We start from the raw sequence: 17,604 nt of genomic DNA, 5'->3' as shown, positions 1-17,604 counted from the left end.
AGAACACCATGGCCCAGAACCCGGGTCGCCGCGGATTCCTCGTCGGCGGAGCGGTCATCGGCGTCGGCGCCCTCGCGGCGGCGTGCACCAGCAACGAGCCGGCCCCGGCGGCAAGCGCCGCCGCCCCCACGGCCGCCGCGCCCGCCCCCACCGGCGGCAACGACGCCCCCGGCACCAAGGTCGTCATCGGCTTCTCGGCCCCCGCCGCCGACCACGGCTGGATCGCGGCCATCGCCAAGAACGCCGAGGCCGCGGCCAAGCAGTACAGCGATGTCGAGTTCAAGCCGGTCGAGCCGACCAACGACATCAACCAGCAGATCTCCGCCGTCGAGTCGCTGATCCAGCAGAAGGTCAACGTCATCGTCATGCTGCCGAACGACGGCCAGCAGCTCAACCAGGTGGCCCGGCAGGCCACCGACGCCGGCATCCCGGTCGTCAACCTGGACCGCATCTTCCCCGACAAGCTGTCCTACCGGACCTGGATCGGCGGCGACAACTACGGCATGGGCGTGGCGGCCGGCCACTACATCGGCAAGAAGCTCAAGGACGCGGGCACCAGCAACCCGGTCATCCTGGAGATCCAGGGCATCGCCACCCTGCCGCTCACCCAGGACCGCAGCAAGGGCTTCGAGGACGCGCTCAAGTCCTACGGCTTCAGCGTGACCGCCAAGCAGGACGCGCAGTTCACGGTGGAGTCCGGCACCGAGGTGGCGAGCAACCTGCTGCAGGCGCACAAGAAGATCGACGCCATCTGGAACCACGACGACGACCAGGGCATCGGCGTGCTGGCCGCCATCAAGGAGGCCAACCGCAGCGAGTTCTTCATGGTCGGCGGCGCCGGTTCCGCCAACGCCATGCGGGACATCCAGGCCGGCTCCAGCGTCCTTGAGGCCACGGTCACCTACAGCCCCACGATGGCCTCCTCGGCGATCAAGCTGGCCCGCCTGATCGCCCAGGGCAAGGGCATGAGCGACCTGCTGGAGAACCAGGTCCCGCAGTCCATCACGCTGGCCTCCGAGACCATCACCAAGGAGAACGTGGACCAGTACCTGCCGCTGGGCTTCGAGTCGTGAAGCAGCCAATCGGGGTCGGCATGGTGGGGTACGCGTTCATGGGACGCGTGCACTCCCAGGCCTGGCGCAGCGTCGGAGCCTTCTTCGACCTGCCCCTCTCGCCGTCCATGGCGGTGCTGTCCGGCCGATCGGCCGGCCGGACAGCGGAAGCGGCCGAGTCCCTCGGCTGGGCCGCCGTCGAGACGGACTGGAAGGAGCTGGTCAAGCGCGACGACGTGCAGGTGGTCGACATCTGCACGCCGGGCGACTCGCACGCCGAGATCGCCATCGCCGCGCTGGAGGCCGGCAAGCACGTGCTCTGCGAGAAACCCCTCGCCAACACCGTGGAGGAGGCCGAGGCGATGGCCGCCGCGGCCCGGGCCGCCGCAGCCCGGGGCGTGCGCAGCATGGTCGCCTTCAACTACCGGCGGGTGCCGGCCATCGCGCTGGCCCGCCAGCTGGTGGCCGAGGGGCGGCTCGGCCAGATCCGGCACGTCCGGGCCCAGTACCTGCAGGACTGGATCGTCGATCCGCAGTTCCCGCTGGTCTGGCGGCTGCAGAAGGACAAGGCCGGGTCCGGCGCGCTGGGCGACATCGGCGCGCACATCGTGGACACCGCCCAGTTCATCCTGGGCGACCTGCTGACCGGCGTCTCGGCCCTCACCGAGACGTTCATCAAGGAGCGCCCGCTGGCCGACGACTCGGCCGGGCTCTCCGCGGCGGGCAGCGGGGCGGCCACCGGACCGGTCACGGTCGACGACGCCGCGCTGTTCACCGGCAGGTTCGCGGGCGGGGCGGTGGCCTCCTTCGAGGCCACCCGGTTCGCCACCGGCCGCAAGAACGCGCTGCGCATCGAGGTCAACGGCTCGCTCGGGAGCATCGCCTTCGACTTCGAGGAGATGAACGAGCTGTGGTTCCACGACCACGCGCTCGCGCCCGAAGAGGGCGGCTTCCGGCGTGTCCTGGTGACCGAGGGCGGGCATCCCTACGCGGGAGCCTACTGGCCGCCCGGCCACGGCCTCGGCTACGAGAACACTTTCACCAATGAGATCAAGGACTTCCTGGAGGCGATCGCGGGCGGGTACGACCCGACGCCGTCCTTCGAGGATGGCCTGCAGGTGCAGCGCGTGCTCGCGGCGGTCGAGCGCAGCGCGGCAGAAGAGAGCAGATGGACCGCCATTTGAGCTCGGGGGACCGCTTGCCTGCCGCCCGGAACGCGTCCTGGTCAGGGCGTCCGATTCCACGCTGCGCCGAAGCGCGGAAACGGGCGGGTGCCACCCGACCTGACCGGGCGGCAGGCTCGACCCTTCATCGCAAAGGAGAAGTGGGATGACGCGACCGATCACTCTGTTCACCGGCCAGTGGGCCGATCTGCCCTTCGACGAGGTGTGCCGGCTGGCGGCCGAGTGGGGGTACGACGGCCTGGAGATCGCCTGCTGGGGCGACCACTTCGAGGTCGACCGGGCGCTCGCCGAGCCCGACTATGTCACCCGCAAGCTGGAGACCCTGGACAAGCACAACCTCAAGGTCTGGACCATCTCCAACCACCTCGTCGGCCAGGCCGTCTGCGACAGCCCGATCGACGAGCGGCACAAGGGCATCCTGCCCGGGCGCCTGTGGTCCGACGACGCCGAGACGGTGCGCCGCAACGCCGCCGAGGAGCTCAAGAACACCGCCCGCGCGGCGGCCAAGCTGGGCGTCTCCACCGTGGTCGGGTTCACCGGCTCGTCGATCTGGCACACCCTCGCGATGTTCCCGCCGGCCTCGGCGGCGATGATCGAGGCGGGCTACCAGGACTTCGCCGACCGGTTCAACCCGATCCTGGACGTCTTTGAAGCCGAAGGCGTGCGGTTCGCGCACGAGGTGCACCCCAGCGAGATCGCCTACGACTACTACACGACCGTGAAGACGCTGGAGGCCATCGGCCACCGCGCGTCGTTCGGCCTCAACTGGGACCCCTCGCACATGGTCTGGCAGGGCCTGGACCCGGCGAACTTCATCCTCGACTTCGCCGACCGGATCTACCACGTCGACTGCAAGGACGCCAAGGTCCGCACCCCCGACGGCCGCCGCGGCCGCCTCGCCTCGCACCTGCCCTGGGCGGACCTGCGCCGCGGCTGGGACTTCGTCTCGACCGGCCACGGCGACGTGCCCTGGGAGGACTGCTTCCGCGCGCTCAACGCGATCGGCTACGACGGCCCGATCTCGATCGAGTGGGAGGACGCGGGCATGGACCGGCTGGAGGGCGCCCCCGAGGCCCTCGGCTACATCACCCGCCTCAACCGGATCACCCCGCCGACGGCGTCCTTCGACGCCGCCTTCTCGTCGGAGTGACCACTTTTGTGATCCCATAGACGGGTACGGCCTGCGCCTCAGGTCAGGGACGCAGGCCGTACCTACCAGTCAGTCGATGACGACGATCTGGCGGAGGACTTCGCCGCTCTTGAGGTTGGCCACGGCGTCGTTGAGGTCGGTGAGGCGGATTCTGGAGCTGATCATGCTGTCCAGGTCGAGTTTGCCGGCTTTGTAGAGGCCTGCGAGGAATGGGAAGTCGCGGCGGACGTCGGAGCCGCCGTACAGGGAGCTGAGTAGGTTCTTGCCCTCGAAGAGCAGGCTGAAGGCGGTCAGGGGGACCGTGTCGTCCATCGCGCCGGCGCCGACCACGATCACGTCGCCGCCGCGGCGGGTGGCCTGCCAGGCGGTCATGATGGCCTGGGACTTGCCGACGACCTCGAAGCCGTAGTCGAAGCCCTGGCCGCCGGTGAGTGTGGCGATCGTGTCCATCAGCTGGTCGGGGGTGCAGGCGTGGGTGGCGCCGACCTTCTTGGCCAGGTCGTGTTTGGACTCCAGGGGGTCGATGGCCAGGATCGTGGTCGCGCCGGAGAGGCGGGCGCCCTGGATCACCGACAGGCCGACGCCGCCGCAGCCGACCACGGCCACCGTTGAGCCGGGTCTGACCTTGGCGGTGTTGAGGACGGCGCCGACGCCGGTGGTGATGCCGCAGCCGATCAAGGCCGCCGCCTCGTACGGAACCTCCGGGTCGACCTTGATCGCGCCTTGCCAGGGGACCACGATCTCCTCGGCCCAGGTGCCGCAGCCGGCCATGCCGAAAGCCTGCTTGTCGCCGTCGAAGCGGAATCCGGAGTGGGAGAAACTCCGCAGGACGTACGTCATGCACAGGAACGGCTGGCCGCGCACGCAGCTGGGGCAGGTGCCGCAGGCGGGGGTCCAGTTGATGATGACGTGGTCGCCGGGGGCGACCGTGGTGACGTGGTCGCCGACCTCCAGCACCTCGCCCGCGCCCTCGTGGCCGGGGATCAGCGGCAGCGGCATCGGGAGCACGCCCGACATCGCCGACAGGTCGGAATGGCAGACCCCGGTGGCCCGGATCCGGACCCGCACGTCGGCGGGGCCGACCGGCGCCAGCGCGAGGTCGTCGCGGATGTCGAGCTTGTCGTCGCCGACCGCGTGCAGCAGTGCGCCGCGCATGGAACCTCCTGAGTGGATTAGTCCCCGGATTAGTCTTCGTCCAGGGTGAGGGCTGCCTTGGGGCACGAACGCACCGCGTGCCGTACTCGGTCCAGGACCTCGGCGGGCGGGTTCGGCAGCAGGACGTGCAGGTTGTCGTCGTCGTCCACGTCGAACACCTCCGGGGCCAGGCCCGCGCAGATCGCGTTCGCCTCGCAGACCTCGTAGTCGACGATTACCTTCATGACGTCTCCCTCAAGCGAGTTTGCGGTGATCCCAGGAGACTACGCGGGTTGGTTCCACGATGAATGCCACCCGTTTGCGGGCGGTGTGCTCGACGTACTCCCGGAGTTGGGCCACGTCGGTGAGGCCGGTCATGCGGCGGGTGACGTCCATGCCGACGGCCAGGATCTCCTGGGGATCGTCGATGAGTTCCGCCTTGCCGTAGACGAGGGCGCCTCTCAGTTCGAAGTAGTCCTCGCCTGTCTCGATCAGGCAGGTGACTCGCGCGTCGCGCTGGATGTTCTTCGTCTTCTGGGCTTTGTGGTAGGTCCAGAAGGTCAGCCGTCCGTCGGTCAGGCCGTAGAACATGGTGACGAGGTGCGGAGTGCCGTCCGGGTTGATCGTGGCGAGTTGCAGTTTCCGGGAGTCCCGCAGCAGCGCCGCGATCTCTTCCTCGCCCATCGCGATCCGAGCACGCTGGTTCACGCAGCAAAGTAGAACACGTTCCAGAACTGCCGACAAGGGGTCCGGTAGTGTTCCCCGGTGACCGTAATGCCCCCGGACCTCCGCTTCGCGGCCGAACACGCCAAGGGTTTCATGCCTTCCGCCGAAGGCCAGGCTCTGTTCGAGATCGGCTGTGCCTACGCTCCGCTGGGTCCGCTCTGTGAGATCGGTACGTACTGCGGGAAGTCGGCCATCTACCTGGGCGCGGCGGCCCGGTTGGCGGGTTCCGTGCTGTTCACCGTCGATCACCATCGGGGTTCTGAGGAGATCCAGCCCGGGTGGGCTCATCATGATCCGGCGCTGATGGATCCGCGTGTCGGGAAGATGGACTCCCTTCCCTTCTTCCGCCAGGCGATCGCCGCCGCCGGGCTGGAGGATCAGGTGATCGCCGTCGTCGGGGCGTCCGCGACCGTGTCCCGATACTGGAACACGCCGCTGGCCCTCCTGTTCATCGACGGCGGCCATTCGGACGATCCGGTCACCCGCGACTACGAGGGCTGGTCCCCGCACGTCCTGCCCGGCGGTGTCCTGATATTTCATGACATCTATCCGAACCCGGATGATGGGGGGCAGGCGCCTTACCGGGTCTACCAGCGTGCGCTGAGCTCGGGGGACTTCGTCGAGGTCCGGATCGAGGGGTCGCTGCGCGCGCTGGAACGTGTGGTCAGGTGAGCCCGCGCCGTACGAACGCGGACAGCTGGTCCACGGCGACGACCAGCACCAGGACGACGAGGATGTGAGTCGCCATCTCGTCGAACCGGAACAGCTTGATCGACTGGTTGATCAGGAAGCCGATGCCGCCCGCCCCGACCAGGCCGAGCACGAGCGACGCGCGCACATTGACGTCGAAACGGTAGAGCAGCAGGCCGACGAACTGGGGGACGACGGCCGGGAGCACCGCGTGCGCGGCGGTCTGGATCCCGGAGGCGCCGCTGACGCGGAGCGCGTCGCGTGGGCCCAGGTCGATCTCCTCCATCGCCTCCGCCCACAACTTCCCCATCACGCCGGTGTTGTGGAAGATCAGCGCGAGCACGCCGGCGAACGGCCCGAGGCCCACGGCGGTGACGAAGATCAGCGCGAACACCACGTCGGGGACCGCGCGCAGGAACGACAGGAGCGAGCGCGCGGCCTGGTAGGTCCAGCGGCCCGGGGTCGTCGTCCTGGCCGCCAGCAAGGCCAGGCCGAGCGCGAACGGAACCGAGAGCGTGGTGCCGAGCAGGCCGATGTAGAGCGTCACCAGGGCCGCGTCCAGGCTCGGCCCAAGCACCCGCCACGACAGATCGGGCGGGAACGCCTGGCCGAGGAAGTCGGCCATGCCCTCCCAGCCGCGGACCAGCGCGGCGGGCGAGAACTCGGTCGCCCGCCAGGCCAGCACGTGCGCGACGACCACCACGACGGTCACGCCCACTGCGAGCGCCGAAGGTCCTTTCCGGCGCGGCGGTTTCATCGCGTGACCGCGGGCAGGTAGAGCGCGTCCACGTCGGCGTCGCCGACCGCGACGGCGGGGGAGTCGAGCACGACCCGCCCCGCCACCATGCCGACGATGCGGTCCGCGTGCCGCCTGGCCAGGGCGGGCTGGTGCAGGACCGCCCCGACCGCGAGGCCGCGCTGGTGGGCCAGGTCGGCCAGCAGGGCGACGACCTGCTCCGCCGCGGACGGGTCCAGGGCCGAGACCGGCTCGTCGGCCAGCACCACGTTGGCCCGCTGGCAGAGCGCCCGCGCGATCGCCACCCGCTGCTGCTGGCCGCCGGACAGCCGCCCGGCCCGCTCGGCGGCCCGGTCCGCCAGGCCGACCCGGTCCAGGCAGGCCATCGCCTCCTCGCGCAGCTCCCGGGGGAACAGGGCGGGCGTCAGCGAACGGCGCAGGGGCAGCCGCCCGAGCGCCCCGGCGCAGACGTTGTCGATCGCGCTGCGGCGCCGTACCAGATGGATCTGCTGGAAGACCATCGCCGGGCGGCCGTCCACCCGTACCGTGCCGCCGTCGGGGGTTTCGAGGCCGACGGCGCAGCGCAGCGCGGTCGATTTGCCGCATCCGTTGGCGCCCAGCAGCGCCACCAGCTCCCCCGAACGCACGTCCAGGTCGAGCGAGTCGAGGACCTGGCGGCCGGAGTAGGACTTGCGCAGTCCTCTGATCACGAGTGCGGCCTCGGACATGGTTACACGTCCTTCTCGGTCAGGCCGAGCGCGGTGGCCAGGTCGAAGAGCGGCTGGTACGTCTCGCTGGTGACCGCGATCATCGGCCCCGGCGGGGTCACGTCCAGGAAGGCGCCGACCTTCTCGATGTCGGCGGGCTTGAGCTTGAGCAGCGCTTGGGCGACGGCGTCGCGGAAGGCCTGGTCGAGCTTGCCGGAGACGGTGATCGGGTCGTTCGGGATCGGGTCGGAGGTCCAGATCTGCCGGAACTTGGAGGCGTCGAAGCTGCCCTCGGCCTGCGCGCTCGCCAGCTGCTGGCTGTTGATCTCGGCCGCCTCCACCTTGCCGTTGGCGAGCGTTTGGCCGGATCCTCGTACGGCTCCACGCCGAAGCGGATCTTGCCGTTGGGGCAGGTGGCGCTCGCGCCGGTGGCCGTATCGTCGGTTCCGCCACAGGCGGCGGCGAACAAGGTGAGCGCCGCGGCGGCGATGAGTCGTCGGGTGTTCATGTCAGGGCTCCTACTCGAGAAGGTCGTCCAGGACGCGCGGGGCCAGGCCGAGCGCCGTGGTCATGCCGATGCCGGAGGTGACCGCGACCACGCGGACGCCGGGCATCGGGGAGGCGTTGAGGAAGGGGCGTTCTGCGGCGGCGTAGACGCCGCGCCAGCGTTCGCGCACGGTCAGGCGGGGGACGCCGAGCAGCCGGGCGGTCTCGGCGAGGATGTGCCGGTCGAGTTCGTCGGCGTTGAACGGGTCGAGCGTGGTGGCGTAGGCGTGGGTGTCCCCGATGGTGAGATCGCCGTCCGGCCGCTGGGTGAACATGAGGTTCATCCCGATCTCGACCAGCGGTGAACTCTCGGCCGTGAGCCTGGCCTGGACGGCGGGCAGGCTCGGGCAGGCCGCGAAGCCGTCGTAGCGCAACATCGAGAATCCGGTCAGCACGGCCGGGTCGATCTCGCGCCGGTGCGGGTCGGCGACGCGGAGCATGTGCAGGGCGCACCGGCGCACGCCGTTGTCCTCGGCCAGGCCGGGGAAGTGCCGGTCGACGTCGTGGCCGACCGCGACCACCGTCTTCCCGGCGGTGATCCGGCCCCGGCTGGTGCCGATCAGGCCGGGTTCGATCGTGTGCACGGTCGTGTTCCAGTGGAAGCGCACGCCCTGGGCGGCCAGCCAGGAGGCGAGGGCGTGCGCCGCCTCGCGGGCGTCCACGCGCAGATCCAGCGGGAACCACGCGCCACCGGCGACGCCGGGTCCGGCGGGCACCCGGGCGGTCACCTCGTCCCGGCTCAGGAGTACGACCTGGTCGCCGCGCTCGGCCTGGAACTCCGCCAGTACGGCCAGTTCGTCCTCGGCCCTGGCGATGAGGACGGTTCCGGTGTCGCGCAGCCAGAATCCGGCCTCCTTCGCCAGCTTGAGCCAGGCGGTCCTGGCGTCCAGCGCGTACTCCAGGGCCTCGCCGGACTGCGCGGTGACGCAGCCGTGCCCGAAGTTGCGCACCGAGGCGCCGGTCGCGTGGCCGTCACGCTCCACGACGGCGACCGAGAGCCCGCGCGCGACGGCGTCCACCGCGTGCGCGAGCCCCACGATCCCCGCCCCGACGACCACCAGATCGGCCGAGCCGAGAGAACTTATCATGACAAGTACGGTGCGGTGCTGCCCGCGGCATCGTCAACACAGCGTGGGCATATGTCACTGCATGTTTCCCTGCCTGTCACCCCGCGCGGATACCTTCCGGGCATGACCTGGCCACCTGTAATGTCAAGTGACATGGACCGGCCCCTGTACGAGCGCATCGCCGCCGAGATCCGCCACCAGATCGCCTCGGGTCGCCTCCCGGTCGGCGCGGCGCTCCCGTCGGAGTCCCAGCTGTGCGAGCAGTGGGGCGCCTCCCGAGGCCCGGTACGGCAAGCGCTCGCCGCCCTGCGCGCGGAAGGCATCATCGGCGGCGGGCAGGGCAAACCCCCGGTGGTCCGCTCACAAGCGGTAACCCAGCCCTTCGAGACATTCCTCTCCTTCTCCCGCTGGGCGCACGATCTGGGCCGCACCCCGGGCCAGCGCACTCTGGAGATCGCCAGACGCCCCGCGTCCCCCGAGGCTGCCGAGGCCCTGCGCGTCTCGGAGGGCGAACCGGTGGTCGAGCTGCTCCGCCTGCGTTCCCTCGACGGGACCCCCGCCATGATCGAGCGCACCACGTTCATCTGGTCGGTGGGCCGCCTGCTCTTCGACCATGACTGCGACTCGGGCTCGATCTTCGCCTTCCTCAGCGGTCAGGGCGTCGACCTGGCCCGCGGCCGGCACGTCTTCGACGCCGTCAACGCCGACGCGACCGACTCGGAGCTCCTGGAGATCCCGCCGGGCGCGGCCCTGCTGCGCGAGCGACGCCACACCTCCACGACCGCCGGTGAACCCCTCGAATACTCCGACGACCGTTACCGCCCCGACATCGTCTCCTTCACCATCGAGAACTCCCAGCAGGCGGCTCGCCCCGCCCTGCTGCGCACCCAAGGACTCGTCTCATGATCGAACTCGTCGTCCTCGACATCGCCGGCACCACCATCGAGGAGCACGGCTCCGTCTACGTCGCGCTGGCCGAGGCCGTGCGTGCCGCCGGTGGCGATCCCGCGCCGGCGGACATCGAACGCTGGATGGGGGCCGACAAGCGGGAGGCCATCGCCGCTCTGCTCGGTTCCGGCGAGCAAGTGGAGACGGTTTATGCGGACTTCCGGGCACGCCTGGACGCCCTCTACGCCGAACGTCCGCCGAGTCCGCTGCCCGGTGTGCCCGAAGCGATCGCGAGTCTTCGGGCTGATGGGATCAAAGTCGCGTTGACGACTGGTTTCGATAGGGATGTCACGGAAGGGCTGCTGGCGTCCGTCGGCTGGGATAAGGATGTGCTTGATGCCGTCATCTGCGTGGACGATGTTCCGGCCGGGCGCCCGGCGCCGTACATGATCTTCCGGGCGATGGAGGCCACCGGGGTGCACGATGTGCGGCGGGTCCTGACGGCGGGGGACACGACGCGGGATCTTGAGGCTGGGAGCAACGCGGGGGCGGGAATCGTCGTCGGCGTGCTCACCGGCGGGCAGGACGCCGCCACCCTGGCCGGGGCTCCGCACACGCATCTGCTGCCGAGCGTGGCGGGTATTCCCGATCTCCTCGCTTAGAGGCTGGCCACCTGCTGGCAGCCGCAGCCGGTGGGGGCGCGGTCGGCGGCGTGCTGGCCCGCGTTGCGGAAGATGGAGGCGCCGCCAGTGGAGTTCGAGAGGGCGTCGGCGGCGAGGATGACCGCCGCGGCCGTGTACGCCGAACGTTCGTGGGGGAAGTGCTTCTCGTTGACGAATTGCCAGCCGGTCCAGTAGGAGCCGTCGTCGTGGCGTAAGTGCTGCATGTCGGCGAAGAGTTCCAGGGCTCGGTCGCGGTCGCCGAGGGCGTCCAGGGCCAGCACGAGTTCGCAGGACTCCGCGCCCGTCACCCACGGCTGGTCGGAGACGCAGAGGATGCCCAGGCCGGGCGCCACGAAGACGCCCCATTCGTCGTCGATGCGCTGATGGGCCTGGGAGCCGCGGACCGCGCCGCCGAGCACGGGGTAATACCAGTCCATGGAAAATCGGCTTTTGTCGGTGAAGGCTTCGGGGTGTTCGCGCAGGACGTGGCCGAGGTGGTCGGCGGCCAGTTCCCATTCGGGGCGCGGGTCGTCCAGCCGTTCGGCCAGGGCGACGCCGCAGCGCAGGCCCTGGTAGACCGACGAACAACCGGTCAGCAACGCGTATGGCGCAGGATTTCCGTGTATGTCGCGTTCCCAGACGATTTCGCCGCGGCGGGTCTGTAAGCCGACCACGAAATCCAGCGCGCCGGCGACCACCGGCCACATCGTGCGCGCGAACGTCTCGTCGCCGGTCACCAGCAGGTCGTGCCAGACCCCGACCGCCACGTACGCGGCGTGGTTGGACTCGCCGCCCGCCTCCAGGGCGACCCCGTCGCGGAGTTTCATCGGCCACGAGCCGTCCGGGCGCTGGTGCCGTACCAGCCAGTCGAAGCCTTTCCTGGCCGGGGCCCGCAGGCCCGCGACGGTGAGCGCCATCAGGCATTCCACGTGATTCCAGGCGTCCACGTGGCCTTCAGGCCACGGGATGCCGCCGTCGGCGTCCTGGACGGCCGCGATGCTCTCCGCCGTCCGCCGCACCTGCTCAGCGCTGATCACGCCGGGTACGGCCGGGATCATGCGGGTTTCCGGCCGTAGACCACCACACTCTTACCGATCAGCGGATTGAGCACGGCCTCCGCGATCCGGGTCACCGCGGGCCGCTTCATGATGTCCCACACCAGCAACTCGTGGTACGCCTTCGCCAGCGGATGCTGATCATCGTTCACCCCGACCGCGCACTTGAGCCACCAGTACGGCGTGTGCAGCCCGTGCGCGTGATGATGCCCCCCGACCTCAAGCCCGGACGACTTCAACTTCGCCCGCAACTCAGCCAACGTATAAATCCGGATATGTCCCCCGGGGGCGGTGTGGTAGTCCTCCGACAGCGCCCAGCACACCCGCTCCGGCAGGAAGCTCGGCACAGTCACCGCCACCCGCCCGCCCGGCTTCAGCACCCGGACGATCTCCCGCATCGCCGCCAGGTCATCCGGAATGTGCTCCAGCACCTCCGAGGCGATCACCTGATCGAAGTACGCGTCCGGGAACGGCATGTCCAGCGCGTCCCCGACCACGGTCTCCGCGCGCGCGCCGGCCGGGATCTCGCCTTCCTTGTCCATGGCGGCGAACATCGCGGCCACGCTCTCCATCTCGCCCGCGTCCTGGTCGAACGCCACCACGTCGGCCCCCCGGCGCAGCACTTCGAAGGCGTGCCTGCCGCCGCCCGCGCCCAGGTCCAGGACACGATCTCCCGGCCCCACCGGCAGCTTGTCGAAGTCGACGGTCAGCACGTGATTCCTCCATATTGATGTGTCAACGAGCGGAGATGGCCTCGCGGTAGGCCTCGACGGTGCGCTGGGCGACGACCGGCCAGGCGTACCGTTCCATCACTCGGTCGTAGCCGCGCTGGCCCACGGCCGCCCGCTCCTCGGGCGAGTCGTGCAGCCGCATGAGCACCGCCGCCAGCTCTTCGGGGTCACCCGGCGCGACCTGTACGGCGGCGTCCCCGACCACTTCCGGCAGCGCGCCGGTGCGGGAGGCCACCAGGGGCGTGCCGCAGGCCATGTGCTCCACGGCGGGCAACGAGAAGCCCTCGTACAGGGAGGGCACCACCGAGATCTCGGAGGTCGCGATCAGCTCGGCCAGTTCGGTGTCGGAGATCCCGTGCACGAACCGCACCCGATCCTGCAACGACAGCTCGGTGACCAGCTTCTCGGTCGAGCCGCCCGGCGTGGGGCGGCTCACCACGGTGAGGTTCACGTCCCGCTCGGTGGCCAGCTTGGCGACGGCGTGCAGCAGCGTGGCGACTCCCTTCATGGGGGAGTCCGCGCTGGCCACGGCGACGATCGAGCCGCGCCGTTTGGGCAGGTGCGGGCGCGGATGGAAGAAGCGGGTGTCCACGCCGAGCGGGATCAGGCGCATGTTCGCCTGCGGCACGTTGAAGTCGCGGTGGATGTCGGCCAGGGAGGACTCGCTCACCGTGAGGATCGGGCTCAGGCGGGGGGCGACCTTCGCCTGCATGCGGACGAAGCCATACCAGCGGCGCATGGAGAGCTTCTTCCACCGTTTCGCGGCTTTGAGCTCGATCCGGCGGTCCACGCTGATCGGGTGGTGGATGGTGCCGACCACGGGGAAGAGCTTCTGGATGCCGAGCACGCCGTACCCGAGGGTCTGGTTGTCCTGGACGACGTCGAAGTCGCCGACCCGCTTCTTGAGCTCGCGGTGGGCGCGGATGCTGAAGGTGAGCGGCTCGGGGAATCCGGCGGTCCACATGGTGGCGACTTCCAGGACGTCGATCCAGTCCCGGAACTCCTTCAGCGGAGGGGTGCGAAAGGGGTCGGCGTCGTTGTACAGGTCCAGGCTGGGGATCTTGTTGAGGATGACGCCCTCGTCCAGTTCCGGGTAGGGCTGGCCGGAAAAGACCTCGACATGGTGGCCCAGGGCGATGAGTTCGCGGCTAATGTGCCGGAGATAGACCCCCTGGCCGCCGCAGGTGGGCTTGCTGCGATAGGACAGCAGCGCGACGCGCAGCCTCTCCGCCAAGGGAGCACCCCTTTCCGGCCCCGGTCCGGGGCACCACAAAGATGACCTTAGCTCCCATTTGCGGTAGAGGGTGCCAGGTAAGGAGACCTTGTCGCTGCTGTCACATTTGCGCTGTCACGACGGGAAACAGCCTAGCCGAACATGGTTCGGTGGAACACGTTCTACCCAGGGATGGCGCTCGGATAGGGGCAGGGCGGTACATTCGGTACAACATCAGCAGAGGGAGGGCGTGTTGGCCAAGCGTGCGCTGATCACGGGAATTACCGGTCAGGACGGGTCCTACCTCGCCGAATACCTGCTGTCGGAGGGATACGAGGTCTGGGGTCTCGTCCGTGGCCAGTCGAACCCCCGCGTCTCCCGCCTGCGCCGCCTGCTCGGCGACGTCCAGGTCGTCCGCGGCGACCTGCTCGACCAGGGTTCGCTCATCTCCGCCGTCGAACGCGTGCGGCCTGACGAGGTCTACAACCTGGGCGCGATCTCGTTCGTCCCCATGTCATGGGAACAGGCCGAACTGACCGCTGAGGTCACCGGCATGGGCGTGCTCCGCATGCTGGAGGCGATCCGCGTCATCAGCGGGGCTTCGTCCATCCGCTTCTACCAGGCTTCCTCCTCCGAGATGTTCGGGCAGGTACGGGAGACTCCGCAGACCGAGCGAACCCCGTTCCACCCGCGCTCGCCCTATGGCGTGGCCAAGGCATATGGCCACTTCCTCACCCAGAACTATCGCGAGTCGTACGGCATGTTCGCCGTGTCCGGCATCCTGTTCAACCATGAATCTCCCCGCCGGGGCGCGGAATTCGTGACCCGCAAGGTCTCGCTGGGGGTGGCCCGTATCAAGCTCGGCCTGGCCGGCGAGCTCCGGCTGGGCAATCTGGAAGCCCGCCGCGACTGGGGTTACGCGGGCGATTATGTGCGGGCCATGCACATGATGCTCACCGCCGACAAGCCCGAGGACTACGTCATCGGCACTGGCCGCACCCACTCCGTGCGCGAGCTCATCGAAGCCGCTTTCACGGCGGCTGGCCTCACGTGGCAGGACTACGTCATCGCCGATCAGTCCCTGCACCGGCCCGCCGAGGTCGACCTGCTCTGCGCCGACCCCAAGAAGGCCCGCACCCAGCTCGGGTGGGAGCCGACCGTGCCCTTCGAGGAGGTCGTCGCGATGATGGTCGAAGCCGATCTCCGCCTGCTCTCCGATGGCGGTGATCCCGACCAGGACAGTTCCTGGCCGTAGAAATTTCCCCGGTTGGGGGAAACAGGGCGCCATTCTCCGACACGTACGGAGAGAAGGAGTCCCCCAACGAATGGGAGCGGCGTGGCTTCCCCTGACCTCAAGCAGCGCTTCGAGGAGATCTACACCGCGCACTATCCGGACATTCTTGCTTATCTCCGGCGGCGTACCGGCTCTCCGGACGACGCGGCCGACGCGTTGGCGGAGACCTTCGCCACCGCCTGGCGTCGAGTGGCGGACATTCCCGGCGGGGCGCGAGCCCGCCTGTGGTTGTACGGCGTCGCCCGGCGCGTCCTGGCCAACGGCAGGCGCGCCGAATCCCGCCGCAGCGAGCTCGTCGAACGGCTCAGCGCGCAGCTCGCCCTCTGGGGTGACTCGGTGGATCCATCCGGCGTGGACGATCTCGACACTGTCCGCGCGGCCTTCGAACAGCTCAATCCCGACGATCGGGAGGTGCTCTCCCTGGCCACCTGGGAGGAGCTGGGCTCCCAGGAGATCGCGACGGTGCTCGGCTGTTCACGGGGCGCGGCCCGGCTGCGGCTGCACCGCGCCCGGAGACGCCTGGCTGTGGAGTTACGCGCCGCCGGTCTTGACCTGTCCCCGCGTGTGATCGCACTCACGAAAGGAAAGAGCTGATGAACGACGCCGACCGCACCGTCCACCGGTTGGTCGCCGCCATCGCCCCCGATCCCGGTCCTGGCCTGACGCCGCTCGCCCGGGAGCTGTTCGAGGAGATCACCGCGGAGCCGATACCGGCTCGCTCACGGTGGTGGTTCGTGGCCGTCGTGTGGCCGCGCCGGTGGTTCGCCGTGCCGGTCGTCGCCGTGCTGGCCGTGGCGACGGTCGTGCTGGGCTGGGTCTTCCCGGCCGTCCTCGGCGTCGGCCCGACCCCGGCTTCGGCTCTGGACATCAGACCCGCGGGAAACTTCTATATCGTCACGGTGCGGGACATCTTCGCGGATCCGGACGTGTACCGGTCCGAGCTCGCCGCGCGTGGCCTGGACATCACGCTCACGCTCCTGCCCGCCGCCCCCGAGGATGTGGACGCCGTCATCGTCGTCAACGAGGACCTGCAACGCGCGGGAAAGCTGTCCTTCTCGGACGGCGGCATCGGGACCGTCGAGAAACCCGGCTTCTGCGGACGCTGGGCCGGCTGCCCGATCGGCCTGAAGATTCCCGTCGGCTATCCGCACAAGGCGAGAATCCTGCTAGGCCGGGAAGCCCGTCGCGGGGAGCGGATACAGATGGTGCAAAGCGACGTCAGGCCACTTGAAGCGGCCGGCGAGCCCTTCCACTGCATCGACTACTACAACAAGCCCGTCCCGGAGATCCGGAACATGCTCCTGGTACAGGGTGTGACGATAGAGCCGGAGTTCGTCTACACCTTCAAGGAGAAGGCCATGGACATCCGCCAATCGGCCCCCGATGACTGGTATGTCCACAATGGCGCCATAACTCGAGGGGGGAGACCGTACCTCTTCGTTGGTGCGACGCCGTATGCGATGCCTCCCGGACTCGGGATGAACGAAGGTTGCCCCGCCGGTTAGAGGGTGACCGGCAGGGTCTTGATGCCGTTGATGAAGTAGCTGCGCAGGCGGGTGGCCTCGCCGGACTGCTGGATCTTCGGCGCGCGGTCGGCGAGGATCTCGAAGAGCACCCGGAGTTCCATCTTGGCCAGATGGTTGCCGAGGCAGAAGTGCGCGCCGCCGCCCCCGAAGCCGATCTGCGGGTTGGGATCACGGGTGATGTCGAACGTCTCCGGGTCAGCGAAGATCTCGGGGTCCCGGTTGGCGCCCGAGTAGAAGACGACGACCTTGTCGTTCTCGGCGATCCGCTGGCCGCGCAGTTCCATGTCGGTGGTGGCCGTACGACGGAAGAGGTTGACGGGGGAGACCCAGCGCACGATCTCGTCGGAGGCCGGGCGGGCCAGCGCCGGGTCTTTGAGGAGTTTGCGCCATTCGTCCGGGTGCTCGAAGAAGGTGAGCATGCCGCCGGAGGCCGCGTTGCGGGTCGTCTCGTTGCCCGCCACGACAAGCAGGAGGACGAACAGGTCGAACTCGTCCACGGCCAGGGTCTCGCCGCTGTCGTCGGGCTGGAGGAGTTTGGTGACGATGTCGTCCTGGGGCTGCTCGCGCCGCGCGGCGGCGAGCTCGTTGGCGTACGAGTAGACCTCGAGAGCGGCGGCGGTGCCCTCTTCGGGGCTGTCGGCGTAGTCGGGGTCCTCGGAACCGATCATCCGGTTGGACCATTCGAAGATCTTGTCGCGGTCCTCGACGGGCGCGCCCAGCAGCTCGCAGATCACGTAGAGCGGCAGCGGCGCCGAGATGTCGCGGACGAAGTCGACATCGGACCTGCCCTCGGCCTCGTCCAGCAGCTGGTGGCAGATCTCCCGGATGCGCTCCTCGAGCTTGGCGATGGCGCGCGGGGTGAAACCGCGGTTGACCAGGGAGCGGCGGCGGGTGTGCTCCGGCGGGTCCTGGTTGAGCATCATCATCCGCTGGAGTTCCAGCGTCTCGTCCGGGGTCTCGTTGAACAGTGCGAGCCGCCGGGCTGAGGAGAACAGGTTGCTGTTGCGGGATACGTGCACGACGTCGGCGTGTTTGGTGAGGGCCCAGAAACCGGGCCAGTCGCGTACGGGGTCGCCCTGGTGCCAGTAGACCGGGGCGTTCTCCCGTAACCAGCGCAGCTGGTCGTGGGGGACGCCGTCGCGGGCGTACTGGTCCTGATTGACGAGGTCGATGTGCATGCGAATCACCCGAGTTTGCCGAAGAGGACCAGCGCTTGGTTTCTGTTTACTGAAACGTGTTCTAT

At 69.0% G+C, this 17,604-nt stretch carries 20 protein-coding genes; 9 read left to right on the top strand and 11 right to left on the bottom strand.

What is annotated here, in order from left to right:
* Positions 1-8: 8 nt before the first annotated feature.
* From Amac_RS34325 to Amac_RS34315, 3 genes are all read left to right on the top strand, one after another.
* Positions 9-1,073, top strand: a complete 1,065-nt coding sequence (locus Amac_RS34325; RefSeq protein WP_155358582.1) for a substrate-binding domain-containing protein — start codon at positions 9-11, stop codon at positions 1,071-1,073.
* Positions 1,070-2,236: a Gfo/Idh/MocA family protein gene (locus Amac_RS34320; RefSeq protein WP_246268910.1), complete on the top strand. Its 1,167-nt coding sequence runs from the start codon at positions 1,070-1,072 to the stop codon at positions 2,234-2,236. Before Amac_RS34325 ends, Amac_RS34320 begins: the two co-directional genes overlap by 4 nt.
* A gap of 145 nt (positions 2,237-2,381) precedes the next feature.
* A complete protein-coding gene (locus Amac_RS34315) occupies positions 2,382-3,386 on the top strand; it encodes a sugar phosphate isomerase/epimerase family protein (protein ID WP_155345254.1) in 1,005 nt (334 codons plus the stop codon).
* A 69-nt stretch (positions 3,387-3,455) separates the two neighbouring features.
* Here the strand turns inward: Amac_RS34315 and Amac_RS34310 are convergent, their stop codons facing one another.
* From Amac_RS34310 to Amac_RS34300, 3 genes are read right to left on the bottom strand one after another with little or no spacing between them, the layout of a single operon-like run.
* Positions 3,456-4,541, bottom strand: a complete 1,086-nt coding sequence (locus Amac_RS34310; protein ID WP_155358581.1) for a Zn-dependent alcohol dehydrogenase — start codon at positions 4,539-4,541, stop codon at positions 3,456-3,458.
* 29 nt (positions 4,542-4,570) lie between these two features.
* Positions 4,571-4,765, bottom strand: a complete 195-nt coding sequence (locus Amac_RS34305; protein ID WP_155358580.1) for a ferredoxin — start codon at positions 4,763-4,765, stop codon at positions 4,571-4,573.
* Positions 4,766-4,775: 10 nt separating this feature from the next.
* Entirely contained in the window at positions 4,776-5,228 is a 453-nt protein-coding gene (locus tag Amac_RS34300) for a pyridoxamine 5'-phosphate oxidase family protein (protein ID WP_155358579.1), read from the bottom strand.
* Positions 5,229-5,294: 66 nt separating this feature from the next.
* On the opposite strand from Amac_RS34300, the gene Amac_RS34295 reads away from it, so the two are divergent.
* Positions 5,295-5,918, top strand: a complete 624-nt coding sequence (locus tag Amac_RS34295; RefSeq protein ID WP_155358623.1) for a class I SAM-dependent methyltransferase — start codon at positions 5,295-5,297, stop codon at positions 5,916-5,918.
* Here the strand turns inward: Amac_RS34295 and phnE are convergent.
* From phnE to Amac_RS34275, 4 genes are all read right to left on the bottom strand, one after another.
* The gene (gene phnE, locus Amac_RS34290; protein ID WP_218041458.1) at positions 5,911-6,654 is read right to left on the bottom strand and encodes a phosphonate ABC transporter, permease protein PhnE; all 744 of its coding nucleotides are present in this window, start codon (positions 6,652-6,654) and stop codon (positions 5,911-5,913) included. The genes Amac_RS34295 and phnE overlap by 8 nt on opposite strands.
* Before the next feature lie 35 nt (positions 6,655-6,689).
* Positions 6,690-7,400, bottom strand: a complete 711-nt coding sequence (locus Amac_RS34285; RefSeq protein ID WP_155358577.1) for a phosphonate ABC transporter ATP-binding protein — start codon at positions 7,398-7,400, stop codon at positions 6,690-6,692.
* Between the two features lie 2 nt (positions 7,401-7,402).
* Positions 7,403-7,792 carry a phosphate/phosphite/phosphonate ABC transporter substrate-binding protein gene (locus tag Amac_RS34280; protein ID WP_281356378.1) on the bottom strand — a complete coding sequence of 130 codons (390 nt, stop codon included), beginning with the start codon at positions 7,790-7,792 and terminating at the stop codon, positions 7,403-7,405.
* A 105-nt stretch (positions 7,793-7,897) separates the two neighbouring features.
* Positions 7,898-9,013 carry a TIGR03364 family FAD-dependent oxidoreductase gene (locus Amac_RS34275; protein ID WP_155358575.1) on the bottom strand — a complete coding sequence of 372 codons (1,116 nt, stop codon included), beginning with the start codon at positions 9,011-9,013 and terminating at the stop codon, positions 7,898-7,900.
* A 132-nt stretch (positions 9,014-9,145) separates the two neighbouring features.
* Between Amac_RS34275 and Amac_RS34270 the strand changes: the two genes are divergently transcribed.
* Both Amac_RS34270 and Amac_RS34265 read left to right on the top strand, forming a co-directional pair.
* Positions 9,146-9,898 (top strand): GntR family transcriptional regulator, encoded by a 753-nt coding sequence (locus Amac_RS34270; protein WP_155358574.1) that lies wholly within the window; start codon positions 9,146-9,148, stop codon positions 9,896-9,898.
* A complete protein-coding gene (locus tag Amac_RS34265; protein WP_155358573.1) occupies positions 9,895-10,542 on the top strand; it encodes a phosphonatase-like hydrolase in 648 nt (215 codons plus the stop codon). The genes Amac_RS34270 and Amac_RS34265 overlap by 4 nt, the downstream gene beginning before the upstream one ends.
* Here the strand turns inward: Amac_RS34265 and Amac_RS34260 are convergent.
* The 3 genes from Amac_RS34260 to Amac_RS34250 are packed head-to-tail and all read right to left on the bottom strand — an operon-like array spanning position 10,539 to position 13,562.
* Positions 10,539-11,600, bottom strand: coding sequence for a prenyltransferase (locus Amac_RS34260; protein WP_155358572.1), 1,062 nt, complete (start codon positions 11,598-11,600; stop codon positions 10,539-10,541). The two genes, Amac_RS34265 and Amac_RS34260, sit on opposite strands and share 4 nt — an antisense overlap.
* On the bottom strand, positions 11,597-12,325 hold the full coding sequence (locus tag Amac_RS34255; protein ID WP_155358571.1) for a class I SAM-dependent methyltransferase: 729 nt from the start codon (positions 12,323-12,325) through the stop codon (positions 11,597-11,599). The genes Amac_RS34260 and Amac_RS34255 overlap by 4 nt, the downstream gene beginning before the upstream one ends.
* Before the next feature lie 7 nt (positions 12,326-12,332).
* Positions 12,333-13,562, bottom strand: coding sequence for a glycosyltransferase family 4 protein (locus Amac_RS34250; protein ID WP_174900257.1), 1,230 nt, complete (start codon positions 13,560-13,562; stop codon positions 12,333-12,335).
* A 229-nt stretch (positions 13,563-13,791) separates the two neighbouring features.
* On the opposite strand from Amac_RS34250, the gene gmd reads away from it, so the two are divergent.
* The 3 genes from gmd (at position 13,792) to Amac_RS34235 (ending at position 16,340) form a co-directional block, all read left to right on the top strand.
* Positions 13,792-14,796, top strand: a complete 1,005-nt coding sequence (gene gmd, locus Amac_RS34245) for a GDP-mannose 4,6-dehydratase (RefSeq protein ID WP_425544308.1) — start codon at positions 13,792-13,794, stop codon at positions 14,794-14,796.
* A gap of 81 nt (positions 14,797-14,877) precedes the next feature.
* A complete protein-coding gene (locus Amac_RS34240) occupies positions 14,878-15,429 on the top strand; it encodes an RNA polymerase sigma factor (protein WP_155358568.1) in 552 nt (183 codons plus the stop codon).
* Positions 15,429-16,340 (top strand): hypothetical protein, encoded by a 912-nt coding sequence (locus tag Amac_RS34235; protein WP_155358567.1) that lies wholly within the window; start codon positions 15,429-15,431, stop codon positions 16,338-16,340. The genes Amac_RS34240 and Amac_RS34235 overlap by 1 nt, the downstream gene beginning before the upstream one ends.
* Here the strand turns inward: Amac_RS34235 and Amac_RS34230 are convergent.
* Entirely contained in the window at positions 16,337-17,539 is a 1,203-nt protein-coding gene (locus Amac_RS34230) for a cytochrome P450 (protein ID WP_155358566.1), read from the bottom strand. The genes Amac_RS34235 and Amac_RS34230 overlap by 4 nt on opposite strands.
* Positions 17,540-17,604 lie beyond the last annotated feature (65 nt).

Source organism: Acrocarpospora macrocephala (assembly GCF_009687865.1).
GTDB lineage: Bacteria > Actinomycetota > Actinomycetes > Streptosporangiales > Streptosporangiaceae > Acrocarpospora > Acrocarpospora macrocephala.
The sequence above is the reverse complement of the archived record's forward strand: the minus strand, read 5'-3'. Positions and strand labels throughout refer to the sequence as shown.